This window comes from Gemmata sp. (assembly GCF_051859125.1).
Classification (GTDB): Bacteria; Planctomycetota; Planctomycetia; order Gemmatales; family Gemmataceae; genus Gemmata.
Window position 1 is genome coordinate 1 of record NZ_JBHYGG010000078.1, and the last position, 15,452, is coordinate 15,452.

Annotated in this window: 16 protein-coding genes; 10 read left to right on the forward strand and 6 right to left on the reverse strand. The window is 69.8% G+C overall.

Annotation, left to right across the window (positions count from 1 at the left end; translation table 11 throughout):
* Nucleotides 1–112 precede the first annotated feature (112 nt).
* Both ACTIGN_RS08985 and ACTIGN_RS08990 read right to left on the reverse strand, forming a co-directional pair.
* Nucleotides 113–763 (reverse strand): cytochrome P460 family protein, encoded by a 651-nt coding sequence (locus ACTIGN_RS08985; protein ID WP_439622961.1) that lies wholly within the window; start codon nucleotides 761–763, stop codon nucleotides 113–115.
* A 64-nt stretch (nucleotides 764–827) separates the two neighbouring features.
* Nucleotides 828–1,685, reverse strand: coding sequence for an alpha/beta fold hydrolase (locus ACTIGN_RS08990; RefSeq protein WP_439622963.1), 858 nt, complete (start codon nucleotides 1,683–1,685; stop codon nucleotides 828–830).
* 73 nt (nucleotides 1,686–1,758) lie between these two features.
* On the opposite strand from ACTIGN_RS08990, the gene ACTIGN_RS08995 reads away from it, so the two are divergent.
* The 3 genes from ACTIGN_RS08995 to ACTIGN_RS09005 are packed head-to-tail and all read left to right on the forward strand — an operon-like array spanning nucleotide 1,759 to nucleotide 3,636.
* Nucleotides 1,759–2,169: an acyl-CoA thioesterase gene (locus tag ACTIGN_RS08995; protein WP_439622965.1), complete on the forward strand. Its 411-nt coding sequence runs from the start codon at nucleotides 1,759–1,761 to the stop codon at nucleotides 2,167–2,169.
* A 7-nt stretch (nucleotides 2,170–2,176) separates the two neighbouring features.
* Nucleotides 2,177–2,983 (forward strand): ABC transporter permease, encoded by an 807-nt coding sequence (locus ACTIGN_RS09000; protein WP_439622967.1) that lies wholly within the window; start codon nucleotides 2,177–2,179, stop codon nucleotides 2,981–2,983.
* Nucleotides 2,984–3,000: 17 nt separating this feature from the next.
* On the forward strand, nucleotides 3,001–3,636 hold the full coding sequence (locus ACTIGN_RS09005) for an ATP-binding cassette domain-containing protein (RefSeq protein ID WP_439622969.1): 636 nt from the start codon (nucleotides 3,001–3,003) through the stop codon (nucleotides 3,634–3,636).
* Nucleotides 3,637–3,784: 148 nt separating this feature from the next.
* On the opposite strand, the gene ACTIGN_RS09010 is transcribed toward ACTIGN_RS09005, so the two are convergent.
* Nucleotides 3,785–4,831 (reverse strand): transaldolase family protein, encoded by a 1,047-nt coding sequence (locus tag ACTIGN_RS09010; protein WP_439622971.1) that lies wholly within the window; start codon nucleotides 4,829–4,831, stop codon nucleotides 3,785–3,787.
* 246 nt (nucleotides 4,832–5,077) lie between these two features.
* Complete coding sequence (gene dusB / locus ACTIGN_RS09015) at nucleotides 5,078–6,181, reverse strand: tRNA dihydrouridine synthase DusB (protein ID WP_439622973.1); 1,104 nt, start codon at nucleotides 6,179–6,181, stop codon at nucleotides 5,078–5,080.
* Nucleotides 6,182–6,335: 154 nt separating this feature from the next.
* On the opposite strand from dusB, the gene ACTIGN_RS09020 reads away from it, so the two are divergent.
* The 5 genes from ACTIGN_RS09020 to ACTIGN_RS09040 all read left to right on the forward strand — a co-directional run bounded on the left by ACTIGN_RS09020 (nucleotide 6,336) and on the right by ACTIGN_RS09040 (nucleotide 9,126).
* Nucleotides 6,336–7,001: a hypothetical protein gene (locus ACTIGN_RS09020; RefSeq protein WP_439622975.1), complete on the forward strand. Its 666-nt coding sequence runs from the start codon at nucleotides 6,336–6,338 to the stop codon at nucleotides 6,999–7,001.
* Nucleotides 7,002–7,089: 88 nt separating this feature from the next.
* Entirely contained in the window at nucleotides 7,090–7,803 is a 714-nt protein-coding gene (locus tag ACTIGN_RS09025; protein ID WP_439622977.1) for a hypothetical protein, read from the forward strand.
* A gap of 71 nt (nucleotides 7,804–7,874) precedes the next feature.
* The gene (locus tag ACTIGN_RS09030; protein ID WP_439622979.1) at nucleotides 7,875–8,159 is read left to right on the forward strand and encodes a hypothetical protein; all 285 of its coding nucleotides are present in this window, start codon (nucleotides 7,875–7,877) and stop codon (nucleotides 8,157–8,159) included.
* The gene (locus ACTIGN_RS09035) at nucleotides 8,156–8,434 is read left to right on the forward strand and encodes a hypothetical protein (protein WP_439622981.1); all 279 of its coding nucleotides are present in this window, start codon (nucleotides 8,156–8,158) and stop codon (nucleotides 8,432–8,434) included. Before ACTIGN_RS09030 ends, ACTIGN_RS09035 begins: the two co-directional genes overlap by 4 nt.
* Nucleotides 8,431–9,126, forward strand: a complete 696-nt coding sequence (locus ACTIGN_RS09040; protein ID WP_439622983.1) for a TIGR02996 domain-containing protein — start codon at nucleotides 8,431–8,433, stop codon at nucleotides 9,124–9,126. Before ACTIGN_RS09035 ends, ACTIGN_RS09040 begins: the two co-directional genes overlap by 4 nt.
* Before the next feature lie 161 nt (nucleotides 9,127–9,287).
* Here ACTIGN_RS09040 and ACTIGN_RS09045 read toward each other — a convergent pair whose 3' ends face one another.
* A complete protein-coding gene (locus ACTIGN_RS09045) occupies nucleotides 9,288–9,923 on the reverse strand; it encodes a hypothetical protein (RefSeq protein WP_439622985.1) in 636 nt (211 codons plus the stop codon).
* Between the two features lie 367 nt (nucleotides 9,924–10,290).
* On the opposite strand from ACTIGN_RS09045, the gene ACTIGN_RS09050 reads away from it, so the two are divergent.
* On the forward strand, nucleotides 10,291–11,067 hold the full coding sequence (locus tag ACTIGN_RS09050; protein ID WP_439622987.1) for a prolyl oligopeptidase family serine peptidase: 777 nt from the start codon (nucleotides 10,291–10,293) through the stop codon (nucleotides 11,065–11,067).
* Nucleotides 11,068–11,246: 179 nt separating this feature from the next.
* Here ACTIGN_RS09050 and ACTIGN_RS09055 read toward each other — a convergent pair whose 3' ends face one another.
* Complete coding sequence (locus tag ACTIGN_RS09055) at nucleotides 11,247–11,768, reverse strand: NUDIX domain-containing protein (RefSeq protein WP_439622989.1); 522 nt, start codon at nucleotides 11,766–11,768, stop codon at nucleotides 11,247–11,249.
* 173 nt (nucleotides 11,769–11,941) lie between these two features.
* Between ACTIGN_RS09055 and ACTIGN_RS09060 the strand changes: the two genes are divergently transcribed.
* Entirely contained in the window at nucleotides 11,942–15,253 is a 3,312-nt protein-coding gene (locus ACTIGN_RS09060; RefSeq protein ID WP_439622991.1) for a S41 family peptidase, read from the forward strand.
* The last annotated feature ends 199 nt before the right edge of the window (nucleotides 15,254–15,452 follow it).

Genomic DNA, 15,452 nt, shown 5'->3' on the forward strand with positions numbered 1-15,452 from the left:
CGAGGGTCAGCGTGAACCCTCGCTCGGCGCTCGGGCTCGGACCAACACGAATCAACCGGACTCGGTGTCACTCGCGGAGCGAGTGACCGAACCTCCAGAACCCCGATTCGGGCTACCAGTCGCTAACGGCCGGGTGTCGCTTCTGGGCGCCCTCGACTTGGTTCGGGAGGTACGTCCGGAACAGGTAGTCGCGGTCCTTCATGTGCGAGTGGCAGTCGATGCACGACGCCAGCTTGCCGCGGGTCACCTGCTTGGCCGGCCCGGGGGCCACGTAGGCGTACTCCCAGTCGCCGTTCTCCGGATCGTACCCCGCCTCGCGCTTGATCATCGCCCCGAAGTCGCACGCCGACGCGTTGTACGCGGCGGACCAGTCGGGGTGCTTTTCCTTGATCACGACCGTTCCTGCCGGCAACGGCGTCCCGACTCTCTTGAACGCCCCCATCGCCTCGGGGTTCACCCGCACGACGACGGAGTGCTTCGCGTGTGGGCCGTGCCGCCCTTTGCCGCCAAACTTGGCCCACCGCTCCGTGTCGGAGTTGATGCCGGGGCCGCACGCGTAGTGAACGTGTGGCTCGACGCTAATCGGGAACTCGGTCGCTGTGGGCCACTTCGCGAAGTCCAGGGTGTCCAGATCCACCTCCGCCCGCGAGACGTGCCGGGGCGGGGGTGCGACGTGCGCCTCCGGTGCCGCAGGGGGTGGTGACGGGGGCGGCTGGTGGCACCCGGCGACGAACACGAGCAGCAACACAGCGCGACGCTTCATCTTTCAGCCCCTACGACGGTCCGACGAGCGTACCACGCCGCCCGCGGGTGCATCCAGACGAGGTTCACGTTGCGTGGAGGAACGCGGCGATCGCGGCGGCCATCGGGCCGGGGTGGGAATACTGCGGGTGGTGGCCGCAGCCGGCGAACTCGATGCGCCGCGCGTCGGGCAGGAGCCGCAGCAGCGTCTCGGCGCACACGGGCGGGACCAGCGCGTCGTGGTCGCCCGTGAGGAGCAGCACCGGCACGCGGATCGTGGGCAGCACCGGCCGCAGGTCGACCCTCCCGATGGCGAGCGACCGCAGCGCCGACGCCCGCATCGGCGTGCGGGCGCTGGTCGCCAGGTAGAACCGCTCCACCTCCGGCGGCAGCGCCGCCAGCATGTGCCGGTCGACGCGCCACATCACCGAACGGTGAATCTCGGGCCAGTCCGCGAACCACCCCGGCCAGAACCGCGCCGAGCGCGCGAGCTGCCGCTGCCACCTCGTGAGCGGGCGGTACGCGAACCCGTTCTGGCTGACCGCGTGCGTGAACCGGTCGGGGAAGGCCGCCAGCGAAGCGAACATGACGGTCGAGCCGAACGACGAGCCGACCACCGCGGCCTTCGGCACCTTCAGGTGGTCGAGCAGCGCGACCAGATCGGCGGCGTAGCCTTCGTGTGTGTAGCGAGCGAGCCGCGAGCCGTCGGTGAGGCCGTCGGGGAGTTCGTAGGCGACGCACGAGAAGTGCGGGAGCAGGCGGTGCATCACCGGCACGAAGGCGCGTGCGCCGTCGGACATGCCGTGGACGAACACGACCGGCGGGCCGCCGCTCCCCCAGGTGAAGTACCGCATCCGGTAGCGGCCGGTGTCGAGGACGCCGTGCGTGGCGTCGGCACGGAACGCCGCGAGCGCGGCCCGGAACTCGTCGGTTGTGACGGCCATGCCTCACAGGGTAGCGACGCGGGCGTAAGATGGGAGTGCGCCCGCGTCCCGGCCCCGCGAGAACCCGGCACCCATGACCCCTTTCCAGATGTCCCGCCGCGTCGAGTTCGGCGACACCGACATGGCCGGCATCATGCACTTCTCGAACTTCTTCCGGTTCATGGAGGCCGCCGAGACGGCGTTCCTCCGGGACCGCGGGCTCACCGTGAGCTGGCGCGAGGGCGGCAGCAAGCTCGGGTTCCCGCGGGTGTCGGCCGCGTGCGACTACCAGAAGCCGGCGGCGTTCGAGGACGTGCTCACGATCACGGTGGCGGTGGAGAAGCTCGGCCGCAAGTCGGTGTCGTACCGGTTCGACTTCGCGAACCAGCGGGGCGAGCCGGTCGCGGTCGGCCGGGTGACCGCGGTGCTGTGCCGCACGGCGGCCCCGGACCAGATCGAGTCGCTGGAGATCCCGCCCGAGATCCGGGCGAAGCTGGAGGCGTGAGGTTCCGGTGCCGCCCCCGTTCCACCGCTCCGACCTCCCGTTCCTCGCCGGCCTCGCGCTCATCGGCGGGCTGTACGTCGCGCTCATCGTCGCCCTGGTGGCCGCCGACCTCGCGTACACGTCCGCAACCGACGTGGTTCGCGTGTTCGCGTCGCCGCCGATCCGCGCCGCGGTGTGGCTCAGCCTCATCAGTTGCTCGGCCGCCGCGGTCCTCTCGGTGTGGGTCGCGGTGCCGCTCGGCTACCTGCTGTCCCGCACCCGGTTCCCCGGCCGCGGGGTCGTCGATCTCGTCGTGGACGTGCCGATCCTGCTGCCCCCGCTCGTCGTCGGGCTGAGCCTGCTCATTCTGTTCCAGACGCCGCCCGGGGCGTGGTTCCAGCGGAACGTGTTCACCGTGACCTACGCGGTCCCGGGGGTGGTGCTGGCGCAGTTCGCCTCGACCGCCGCGTTCGCCGTGCGGACCATGCGGGTGACGTTCGACCAGCTCGACCCGCGGACCGAGGACATCGCCCGCACCCTGGGGTGCTCCCGCGGCCGGGCGTTCTGGCTGGTGACGCTCCCCGAGGCCCGGCGGGGCGTGCTGACGGCGTTCACGCTGGCCTGGGCGCGGTCCCTCGGCGAGTTCGGGCCGATCCTCGTGTTCTGCGGCGCGACCCGGATGCGGACCGAGGTGATGTCGACGAGCGTGTTCCTCGAACTGAGCACCGGGAACCTGGAAGCGGCGCTGGCCGTGTCGATGCTGATGATCGCGATCGCGGTGCTGGTGCTGGCGGTCACGCGGGCGTTCGGGCTCCGCGGCACCGGGCTGATCTGAACCCGCAGGAGGGGCCTGTGATCGCGGTCGAGGGGCTGAGCATCCGGCACTGCGCGTTCGCCCTCGGCGGCGTCTCGTTCGCCGTTCCCGCGGGCGCGTACGCCGTGCTGATGGGCGCGACGGGCAGCGGCAAGACCTCGCTCCTCGAAGCGATCGCCGGGCTGCGCCGGGCCGCCGGGCGCGTCACCCTCGCCGGCCGGGACGCGACCGCACTCCCCCCCGCGGCCCGCAACGTCGGCTACGTCCCGCAGGACGCGGTGCTGTTCAAGACGATGACGGTCCGCGAGAACATCGGCTTCTCGCTCGCCGTGCGGGGGCTCCCGGCGGCCGAGGTCGAGGCCCGCGTGAAGGAACTGGCCGGCCCGCTCGGGCTCGCGGACCTGCTCGACCGGCGGGCGACGGGGCTGAGCGGGGGCGAGGCGCAGCGGGTCGCGCTGGGCCGGGCGCTGGCGTTCCGCCCGCCGGTGCTGCTGCTGGACGAGCCGCTCAACGCCGTGGACGAGGACACCCGCGACCGCCTGGTCGAGTTGCTCCGCCGGGTGCGCGACGCGCGTGCGACGACGGTGCTGCACGTGACGCACAGCCGCGACGAGGCGGCGCTACTCGGGGAGGTGGTGCTGCGGCTCGACGGGGGCCGCGTGACGGGCGGGTGATCGGGAGCCGTGCCGCGACCGCGAGCGAACCGTTCTTTGGACGAGTGAACACAGCCCGGTTGTAGGGCCGGCTGTGCCGGCCGTGATCTGAACCTTCTGCGATTCTTCGGCCGGCACAGCCGGCCCTACAACCGGGCTTCTTCGATTCTTACTTCATCGCGGCGCGCTTCTGGGCGATGGTCTTGAGCAGCGCGTGCTGCGGGTCGGCGAACTTCGAGAGCCCCTCGCTCATCAGGGTCTCTTCGAGCTTCTTCATGTCGACCTTCTTGGCGATGTCGTCCAGCACCTCCTTCGGGGGGAGCTGGTCGATCTGCTTGGTGAAGGTCTGGCCGCTGGCCTGGACGGCCTTGTTCGTGCCGGGCGGGTTGGTCTCGATGTCGCTGCCGGCGAACGCCGCGACGTACTTCCAGGCCGCGTCGGTCGGCTTCTTGGTGCCGGTGCTGGCGAAGATCATCTCCTGCTGGAGCTTGGTGCCCTTGCCGGCCCAGAACTCGTTGTTCAGCTTCCAGATGTACTTGGCGTTCACGATGCCGACCTGCCCCTGTGCGGCGGGGATGAGGTCCGGGCAGTGCTTCTCGGTGTACACGTCGAGCCGGCTCACGAAGATGCTGTACACGGTCTTCACCGAGTTCAGGTTCGGGAGCCGCTGCATCCCCCGCCACGTCGCGTCGCGGGCCGCGTTGTACTGCCGCTCGCTGAAGATCAGGGTGACGTTCAGGTTCACCCCGGCGGCGACGAGTTCCTCGAGGGCCGCGAGGCCGCCCGGGGTGGCCGGCACCTTGATGAGCCGGTTCGTGTGGCCCGCCGCCCACTTCTTGCCGAGTTCGATGTACAGCTTGGTCCGCTCGGCGACGGGGAGGTTGCGGGCGTTGTCCTCGATCAGCGGGTCGAGCTCGAAGCTGACCCAGCCGTCGTTGCACCCGGTCTCCTTCGACACGCCGGCGAACACGTCCTGGGCCTGCTTCACGAGCTTGTCGGTCATGGCCCAGGCGATGGCCGAGTCGTCGTGCCCGGCCTTCAGCAGCGTCTGGATTTCGTCGTCGAACCGCCCGGTCAGGAGCAGGTCGGAGATGATGATCGGGTTCGAGGTCGCGCCGGTGGCCCCGTTGGCCCGGTTGGTGGCGATCTCGACGGGGTCGACGGAGTCGAGCCACAGCTTGGTGCCGGTCGCGACGAGGGACTGCAACGGGGTCATGGCGGGTGCCTCTGTGTGAATGGTGTTCGCAGGGTAAATGATACGGGGTCGCTGCCGCCCCGGGTGCAAAGAAGAGAAGAGTATTTATCCGCAGATTACACAGACGGACGCAGGTGAGAGGGCAGAGGACGAAGACAGAGGACAGAAGTCAGAGACCACTCGGACACGGGCGGTGATGCACCTCTGTCCTCTGAATTCAAATCTGTGTCCATCTGCGTAACCTGCGGATCAACACTCTCCGACGCCTCACCAGTGGGCGATGGGGCCGGCCGGGACCGGGACGTGCGCCTGCTGCGTGTCCCACTCGGTCCAGCCCTCGGGGACGCCTTCGGCGAACGGCGCGATGATCTCCTCGAACTCGGTCACCTTCCGCAGCATCACGAGCCGCTGCTGGGCCTTCTTCGGGAACCGCAGCGCCTTGGTGTACCACGTCGCGACCTTGCGGAAGTGGACGCACCCGCGGTCCTCGGTGCCGCGCCACGCGATGAGCCGGCGGAGGTGGAGCCGCATGAACTCGATGCGCTCGGCGTAGGTGCCGCGCGGCCCCGGGTCGCCGGTCCGCACCCAGTTGTCGAGCTGCCGGAAGATCCACGGGTCGGACAGCGCCCCGCGGCCGATGGCGATGCCGTGGCAGCCGGTGTCGGCGATCATCTTTGCGGCGTCGGCCACGTTCCGCACGTCGCCGTTGCCGAACACCGGCATCTTGTCCACCGCCTCGACCACGCGGCGGATCCCGTCGTGGTTCACGCCGCCGGCGAACCCCTGCTCGCGGGTGCGGCCGTGGATGGTGACCGCCGCGACGCCGGCCTTCTCGAACTCGCGGGCGAAGTGCGGGGCGGTGAGTTGGTCGTCGTCCCACCCGAGCCGCATCTTCACCGTGACCGGCACCGGCACCGCCTCGACCACCTTGCGGACGAGTTCGACCGTGGCCCCCGTGGTGTCACACATGAGCGACGACCCGCCGCCGACGGCGACGACCTTGCGGACCGGGCACCCCATGTTGATGTCGATGCCGTCGGCGAGGCCGCGCTCGACGAGCCACTTCGCGGCCCCGGCCATCTCGTGCGGCTTGCTGCCGAAGATCTGCACGAACAGGGGCCGCTCGGCCGGGTCGGTGGCGAGCAGCTCCAGCGTCTTCTTGAGGCTTTCGAGGATCGCGCGTGCGTTGACGAGGTCGGTGGTGCAGAGGCCGACGCCGCCGATCTCGCGGATCGACAGCCGGAACGGCAGGTTCGTGTACCCGGCGAGCGGCGCGAGGTTGAACCGCGACGCGAGCTGGTGTGTCCCGATCGTGAGCGGCTCGCGGTACGCAACGGGCGGCGGCGGAATCTCGGCGGTCGCGTTCGTCATGGGATTACTTTACAACGGGAAGGCAATGCCGCGTAGGCGAGGCCAGCGACTCTGGCGAGCCGGGAGCGTCAGCGACCGGAGTGACGCGGCTCCGGTCGCTGACGCTCCCGGCTCGCCAGGCACATTGCAGCAAGTTGACGCGGAGGAACGGACCATGACGGAAGAGCAGTGGTTCGCGTGGGACGACCCGCGGGCGTTCCTCCAGTCGCTCCACTACCAACTGAACGAGCCATTTGCCCGTTCGTTCAGCGAGCGGCGGCTACGGCTTTTTGCAGTGGCGTGCTCACGTCGAGTCGCGACCACCTGGCCTGGCCCTCTCGTGTCCACCGCCACGGATGCCGCGGAATCGCACGCCGACGCGCGGAGCAACCCGGAGAAGCAACAATTGAAAGCGGCCCGTCGTGCGGTTTACGCGGACGATCCGCGGCTGAGTACCCGCGCCAGCCGACTCGCTGCGGCCGTGGTCGCCAAGTCGGGGTTGACCGCCGCAATCCAGGCGTCCTGGTACGCGAGCTATCTGGCTGGTGGAGCTTCGGAGCGAACAGAACAAGAGCGGAAGGCCCAAGGTCCGTCCCTCCGCGACATCGTCGGCAACCCGTTCCGCCCCGCCACCTTCTCGCCGGAGTGGCGCACGTCAACGGCGGTTGTCATCGCTCAGGGCATGCACGAGTCGCGCGACTTCGACGCGATGCCCATTCTCTCGGACGCGCTGCAAGACGCCGGGTGCGAGGACGAGACGGTCCTGACGCACTGCCGCGACCCGCAGCAGGTTCACGTCCGGGGGTGCTGGGTGGTCGATCTGGTGCTGGGCAAGGCGTAGGGCTCGGTTTCCGTTCGCACCCGTCGCGGCGGCGTTCTAAACTTGATTGTACGCTCGTCCGTCCCCGCCCGACCGCCCGGAGCCGCCCGTGGACAAGATCGCCATCCTCGTCGCCATCGTGCTGGCCTTTGTGGGGTACAAGCTGATCGGGGACCAGTTCAAGAAGATCCAGGAGGCGCAGAAGAACGCGCCGCCGGTCGTGGTGCAGCCCGTCGCGCCCATGATCCCCGGGTTGAAGCCGATCCCGACCGTGCAGTTCCCGCCGTTCAACCCGTTCGCCCGGCGGCCCCCGGTGCCCGAGCCCGCCGCCGACGACTTCACCCCGGTCTCGTTCGAGTCGCACGACGGGCTCTACGCGGTCAAGTTCCCCGGCCGCAAGCCGACGAGCGTGCAGTTTCCGGTCTTCGAGACCGTCGTCATCCGGCACCACGTTCCGAAGCCCGAGACGCTGTTCGAGATCGACGACTACGACTGCGGGTGGGACGCGGCCGGGCGGCCGGGCACGGCCCGCGAGTGGCTCAAGAAGGCCCACCAGAGCCAGCTCGACGGGATGAACGCCCGCGAGGAAGCGACCAAGGAACTGACCGTCGGCAACGCGCCCGGGATCGCGTTCGAGGCGCTGTACTCGAAGGACGACCGGGTGCGGGCGTGGTACGGCAAGGTGTACCTCGTCGGCTCGCGGCTCGTCACGGTGTCGGTGTACGGCGACCCGAACGTCGTGGCCCAGCGGGCGTACCCGTTCCTCGGCTCGTTCGAGCTGACCCCGAAGGCGAAGCCCGCGCCCACCCGCACGATCGACTGACGGCGGCGCGGTGCGGGGTGGCGAGCGGGCCGCGGGTGCGGGTAAAATGGCCACCACCCCGGAGACGCGCCATGAACACCGTGATCCTCGACGACGACCTGAAGTCCCGGCTCAACGGCCTCGACCAGCACCTGGAGGTCCGCGACCCGGCGGGCAAGCTGGTGGGCCACTTCCTGCCGGACGCGCTCTACATGCGGATGCTGTACGACTGGGCCAAGGCCGAGTTCGCCCGCGAAGAGGCCGAGGAGGCCGCGAAGGGGATCGTCCGCAAGTGGGACGGCACCAACGGCCGGACGACGGCAGAGGCTCTGGCCGGGCTCGCGGCACTCGAAGCCCGATTGAGGGCCGGCGAATGAACTGGACGGTCATCTGGCTCGACACGGCCGACGCGGAGCTGATGCGCTGGTACGTCGATGCCCGCACCACCGGGCACGCCGAAGCGTACACCCGCGCGACCGCACAAATCGAACGGCTCCTCGAATCGGACCCCGCCGCCGCGGGCGAGTCCCGGTCGAATCACTCTCGCGTGATCGTGGAACTCCCCCTCACCGTCGAGTTCGAGGTTCACGCCGACCACCGAACAGCGGTCGTCACCCGCGTCCGGTACACCCCGGGGCGGGGACCGGCATGACCGACGAACCGGCCCTGCTGGCGGCGATCCACGCGCACCCGGACGAGGACACGCCGCGGCTCGCCTACGCCGACTGGCTCGACGAGCACGACCGGCCCGAGCGGGCCGCGTTCATCCGGCTCCAGTGCGACCCGGCCCGGTCCGCCGACGACCCCGACGAGGCCGAGTACCTCGTCAGCGAACTGGAGGAGCGGAACCGCACGCAGTGGCTCGCCGGGCTCCCGCGGTACCCGTTCGTGACGTGGGAGTTCCGCCGCGGGTTCCCCGAGATCGTGATCGCCCCCGGCGACCTGTTCCTGGAGCGGTACGAGTCGTTCGCGCACCTGCCGGGGCTGCGGAGCGTGTGCCTCGACCGCATGGGCAACTCGCTGGTCCGCGACCTCGCGAGCCGGCCGTGGAACCCCGGGTGGGTCGAGCTGGAACTGCAAGAGGACCCGATGGCCGGCATCGGCTCGTGGGGGTACGAGAGCACGCCGGCGTTCGTGGCGATCGCCCGGTGCGAGCAGGCCCGGCAGCTCCGCCGGCTCCAGTTCTCGCTGTTCACGCTCACCACGATCGCCGCCCGCGAACTCGCCGAGTCGCCGCACCTGGAGCACCTCGAAGAGCTGCACCTGGAGGGCGACCCCGCGTCGTCGTGGTTCGCGGCGCTGCGGGTGCGGTTCGGCGACCGCCTCGTGGTCGACCGCGACTGACCCACCCGCCCGGGCACCGACATGACCGACGGAGACGCGCTGCTCGCGGCGATCATCGCCGACCCCGACACGCCGGGCCTCGGGCGACCGCCGTGCTCAGAATGCTCGAAGGGCAAGTGTCGGGTCGGGACTGTCCTCCGTGGCGGCCCGCCGGTTGCGGCTCACTTCTTCTCTTCCACCGTGAGCTTGAGCGGGGCGCTGGTGACGGTCACCACGCCGAACCCGTCGAAGTCCATCGCGCCCTTCGGGGCCGGGGTTATCCCGGTCTTCAGGGTCGCGACCAGGTCGTACTCGCCCGGCGCGGTCCAGTAGGAGTAGACGCTCGCGCCGCGGGTCCCGCTGGTCAGCGCCTTCACCGGGAACGCGTGGGTCTTCCCGGGGGCCAGTTCGATCGCCTCGGGGGCGATGAACTGGGTCGTGAACGCGAGCGCCGGGGCCGCGTTCACCGCGCCCTTGCCCTTGAGGCCCAGGGTGATCGTGACCGGGTCGCCCTTGAACCACACCTTCACCGGCTTGTCCGAGGTGTTCTTGACCTCGACCGTCAGGTCGACCTTCGGGGCCGCCGGGACCGGCCCGCCCAGGTCGCCGTCCTTGCCGATGGCCTCCACCTTCTTCTTGAACTCGGCCGGCGTGAGGCTCCCGGTGTCGAGCGTGTACTTCGTGGTCTTCCCCGTGATGGTCAGTTCGAGCGGCGTGCCCTCGGGGTCGGCCTTCGGCTTGCCGGGCTTCTTGTCCTCGCCGGCATCGGTGCCGGCCAGACCCGTGAGCAGCGCAACGGACAGGACGCGAACGAACATGATGACTCCCTGTGATGGTGGATCGGTTGGGTACCGAGTTCAGTGTTCCGCGGTCGAGTTCAGGGTCCAAAGTCGTGGGAATCGTCCACGGGGGTAGCCGGTCGTCGCCCGTGCCCGTACCCATTCTGTCGGCGCGACAGCTCCGACGCGACCTCCGGACCTGCCCGATGCACCGCCTCCGACCGCGTGGGCGTGCATCCACAAAAACGAGGACCCGTCCGACTCCTCGAGGCCGCCCTCGTCCGACCCTCGCACAGCCCGCGCCGCCGACGATAACCGGTCCGCGGCCGCCTGACACGCCTCAACCCTGTCAACGGTTACAATTGAAGAACCCGGGGGCGCACGCCCCCGCTCGCCGGGAGATTCCATGTTTCGGGTACTCACCGCCATGACCGCGATTGCCCTCTCCCCCGCGTGCGGCGCGGCCGCCGAGCCCGAGGCCAAGGAGTTCACCGCCGGCGGCAAGACGCTGCCGTACCGCATCCTGAAGCCGGCCGACGTCGAGCCCGGCAAGAAGTACCCGCTCGTGCTGATGCTCCACGGGGCCGGCGAGCGCGGCAAAGACAACAAGAAGCAACTCGTGTGGTTCTGGAACGAGAAGAACCCCAGCCCGATGACCCGGCCCGAGGTCGCCGCGGCGAAGGCGTTCGTCGTCGTCCCGCAGTGCCCGGACGGCAAGCAGTGGGTGGACGTGCCGTGGGGGAAAGGCAGCTACAAGTCGCCCGAGGTGAGCGAGCCGCTCAAGCTCGCGCTGGCGCTCGTCGACTCGCTCGTGAAGGACTTGCCGATCGACCCGGACCGCGTGAGCGTCGTCGGCATGTCGATGGGCGGGTTCGGGGCGCTCGACGCGGCGCAGCGGCGGCCGGACCTGTTCGCGGCGGTCGTGCCGATCTGCGGGGCCGGCGACCCGGCGCGGGCCAAGGACATCGCCCACGTCGCGCTGTGGGCGTTCCACGGGGCCGACGACAACGTGGTGCCCGCGTCCGGCTCGCGCGACATCGTCGAGGCCGTGAAGAAGGCCGGCGGCGCGCCGAAGTACACCGAGTACCCCAAGGTCGGGCACAACTCGTGGTCGCCGGCGTTCGCGGAGAAGGAGTTCTGGGACTGGGTACTCGCCCAGAAGCGCGTGACGGAGAAGAAGTAAGAGAGTGATCCACAGATTACACAGAAGACACAGATTTCAAGACAGAGGACAGAGGACAGAGGACAGAGGACAGAGGACAGAGCAGCATACCACCGGTGACCGACCAGCCTCGGGCTTCTATCCTCGGTTTCTTGTCTCTATAATCTGCGTCTTCTGCGTAATCTGTGGATAAACCGTCTTTAAGTCTTCGCTCTCAGCGCCCCCAGTGCGACTCCCATCGACGGGAACGCGATCTCCTCGGACGGCACCTCGGTCGGGAGCCGCCACTCGACGCTCACCACCGCGTCGAGCGGTCGGGCCGCTTCGGGGGCGACGGCCGTTGCGGTGAAGTACAGGTCCACCACCGGGTACGTCACCTCGCGGTAGAAGTAGTTGTTCGGGAACGAGACCAGGAACCGCACGTCGGTCAGTTCGAGGCCGACCTCCTCGCGGACCTCGCGGCGCATCCCGTCCTCGGCCGACTCGCCGAAGTCGATGAACCCGCCGGGCACCCCGAGCTTCCCCTTCGCCGGGTCCTTCTCGCGGCGGATGAGCAGGATGCGGCCGGTCGCGTCGAACACGAACGCCGCGGCCGCGACCGTCGGGTTGAAGTAGAACACGAGCCCGCACCCGCCGCACCGCAGCGGGCTCTGCGCGTGGTTGTCGGCGGCGCGGCCCGCCCCGCACCGGGGGCAGAAGCGGAACAGTTCTGCCGGCTTCATCCTGCGTAACCCTCACGCGGTCCCGCCGGTCGCACCGTTTCGGGCGGATCTCCTGTCAAAGTACGGACTCTCGGGCGTCATTCCCTTTTGAACCCGTTGTGCCGACGGGGTAAACTGCAGGTGAAAGCTGCGTTAACGGTCCGTGAAGCGGGCCGACCGAAGGAACACACCACATGCGATCCCGCACCCGCATCGCCGCGGCCCTGCTGTTGGCCCTCTTCGCCACCTCCCCCGCCAGCGCCCAGGAGCCGATCAAGTTCGCCCGCACCCCGGACATCTCCCCGGACGGCAAGGTCATCGCGTTCAGCTACCTCGGCGACGTCTGGACCGTCGAGGCCATCGGCGGGGTCGCCCGGCCGGTCACCATGCACGAGGCCCACGACGTCAACCCGGTGTTCAGCCCGGACGGCAAGTGGCTCGCGTTCAGCTCGAACCGGCACGGGCAGTACGACGTGTTCGTCGCCCCGGCGGTCGGCGGCAAGCCCCGCCGGCTCACGTTCGACAGCGCCCCGGACATGGTCACCGGGTGGACGCCGGACGGGAAGGGGGTCGTGTTCTCGTCGTCGCGGGGCACCGAGTTCCCGGCGAACCTGAACTGCTACACGGTGCCGTTCGAGGGCGGCACCGAGGCGAAGCTCCCGCTGTTCGAGGGCAAGGAGGCGCACCTGGCGCCGGTCGGCGGGTACGTCGCGTTCGTCCGCGGGCCGGGGACGTGGTACCGCCGCGGGTACCGCGGGTCGAGCAACGACGACATCTGGGTCGGCAACCTCGACGGCACCTCGCAGAAGCAGCTCACCACCTTCGACGGGCAGGACGGCTCGCCCATGTGGGCCCCCGACGGGCGGAAGATGTACTACGTCACCGAGCAGGGCAGCAAGCCCGGGTGCGCCAACGTCGTCGCGCAGAACCTCGGGCCGGGCGGGGCCGCCGAGGGCGGGTACCTGCGGCTCACCACCCACGACGACGACACGGTCCGCCGGGCGCGGGTCAGCGCCAACGGCGAGTGGATCGTGTACGAGTGCGGGGCCGACCTGTGGGTCGTCGGCACCCGGCTCGGCTCCGCCCCGCGGAAGCTCGCCATCGAGGTGAACGCCGACGACAAGTCGAACACCGAGCGGAGCGTCACGTTCACCCGCGACGCGACCGAGTTCGCGCTCCACCCCGAGGAGACCGCCGCGGTCGTCGCCGTGCAGGGCGAACTGTTCCTCGTGAAGTTGCCCGACGGCGGCAAGGCCACCCGCCTCACCGAGTCGCCCGCGTTCGACCACGCCGCGAGCTTCAGCCCGGACGGCAAGAGCGTCGTGTTCCTCTCCGACCGCACCGGGCACGAGGAGGTCTACCTGCTCGAGGCCGACGACCCCGAGCACTCCGAGTTCACCAGGGCGCACAAGTTCAAGGTGAAGCGGCTCACCACCTCGCCCGAGGGGGAGCTCGGCCCGACGTTCAGCCCGAAGGGGGACCGCATCGCGTTCCTCCGCAGCGGCAAGCTGTGGACCATGAAGCCCGACGGCACCGACCAGAAGGTGCTGGTGAACGAGACCCAGGTGTTCGACTACGACTGGTCGCCGGACGGCAGCATGGTCGTGTTCGCCCGCATGGACGGGTCGTTCGCCAGCGAGCTGTACATCGCGCCGACCGACGGCAGTTCCCCGCCGAAGAACATCACAAGGTACGCGACGTACAACGCCGACGTGAGCTGGAGCAGGACCGGCAACCGGGTCGGGTTCATCGGCCAGCGCCGCGGGCTGTACGCCCCGTGCGTGCTGAACCTCCAGAAGCCGGGCACCCCCGGGGCCGCCGGCGAGATCGACTGGGACGACATCCACCTGCGGGTGGACCGCGCCGCGGGCATGGCGGCCGAGGCCGTCGCCATCTCGCCCAACGGCACGCAGATCGCGTTCCGGCACACGAACAGCGGCGACGACCTGTGGGTCGCCAACAGCAACGGGAGCAGCGTCACCCGCGTCACGACCTCGGGCCAGGCCCCGAAGTACATGCGGTGGTCGCGGAAGAGCAGCGGGCTGATCTACTTCCTCAACGGCACCGGCGAGCTGCGGTCGGTCCGCGCCCCGGGCACGTTCGCGAGCCTCGTGGGCGGGAGCGTCGCGACCGAGCCGAGCCGCGTCAGCTTCCAGGCGAAGATGACCGTGCGGCGGGACGAGGAGTTCGCCGAGATGTTCGTGCAGTGCTGGCGGGCGCTGTCCGACTCGTTCTACGACTCGAAGCACCACGGGGCCGACTGGAACAGCGTGCGTTCGCGGTTCCAGCCCTTGGTCGGCCACGTCGCCCAGCGCGAGGACCTGTACGCGCTCGTGAGCCTCATGCTCGGCGAGCTGAACGCCTCGCACCTGGGCATCAGCGGCAAGCTCCCGACCCCCGACGAGTGGACCGCCGACCTCGGGCTGATCTTCGACGAGGCGCACCGCGGCCCCGGCCTGAAGGTCGCGGAGGTGCTCAAGCACGGCCCGGCCGACAAGCGCGGGCTGAACATCAAGCCCGGCGACGTCGTCCTGGGCATCGACCGCGTGGACCTGACGGGCACGGTGAACGTGTCGCGGCTCCTGAACAACAAGACCGGCGAGGGGGTGCTGCTCGACGTCACCTCGGACCCCAAGGACCCGAAGGCGAAGCGGCGGGTCGAGGTGATCGGCGCGAGCCGCGACCGCGTCTCGCAGCTCATGTACGAGCGGTGGGTGCGGCGGAACGCCGACGCGGTGGCCCAGGCGAGCGGCGGCCGGCTCGGGTACATCCACATCCCGAGCATGGACGACGCCGGGCTCGAGGTGTTCGTGCGGTCCCTGTACTCGGACCACTTCGACAAGGACGCGGTCGTCATCGACGTGCGGTACAACGGCGGCGGGTTCACCCACGACCAGGTGCTGAACTACCTCTCGGGCAAGGAGCACACGTTCTTCCGCCAGCGGGACGGCGGCGAGGGGCTCGTGCTCCGCAGCTACGACCGCAAGTGGACGAAGCCAGTGGTGGTGATGGCGAACAACCGCTCGTACTCCGACGCCGAGATCTTCCCGCACGCCTTCCGGGCGCTGGGGCTCGGCAAGGTGGTCGGCCAGGCGACCGGCGGGTTCGTGATCGGCACGACCTCGACGCGGCTCATCGACGGCTCGACGTTCCGGCTCCCGCGGACCGGCGTGTTCACGAACAAGGGCGTGAACATGGAGAAGCAGGGCGTCGTCCCCGACGTGGCGGTCGAGATCACCCCCGACGACTGGGCGCGGGGCCGCGACACGCAGCTCCTCAAGGCCGTCGAGGTGGTGGCGGACGACGTGCGGGACTGGAAGGCGAAGAAGACCGGCGTCGCCTCGGGCGTCGGCGCGGTTCCAGTGCCGGTCCCGCCGCCGACGCCGGTGGGCAACGGCTCCGGCGCGGCCCCGCGGACCGTGCCGACCCCCGCCCCGATGCCCAAGGGGATCACCGCGCCGGGCTCGCCCCGCGAGCCCGAGGGCCGCATCCCGCTCGCGGAGTGACGACTGGTTGCCCTGGCGAGCGGGGAGCCCCCGAGTTCTTCTCTCTTTAGGCTCCCTCGGGGGCCTACCAAGTCCGATTGGGCCGGAACCGTGGTGGACGGGTCCGAGCCCGAGCGCCGAGCGCGGGTTCACGTTGACCCGCGCGCGGGGCGCGGGCTCGGCCCAATAGGGCCCCCACAGAACGCGGATCCCGCCGCCC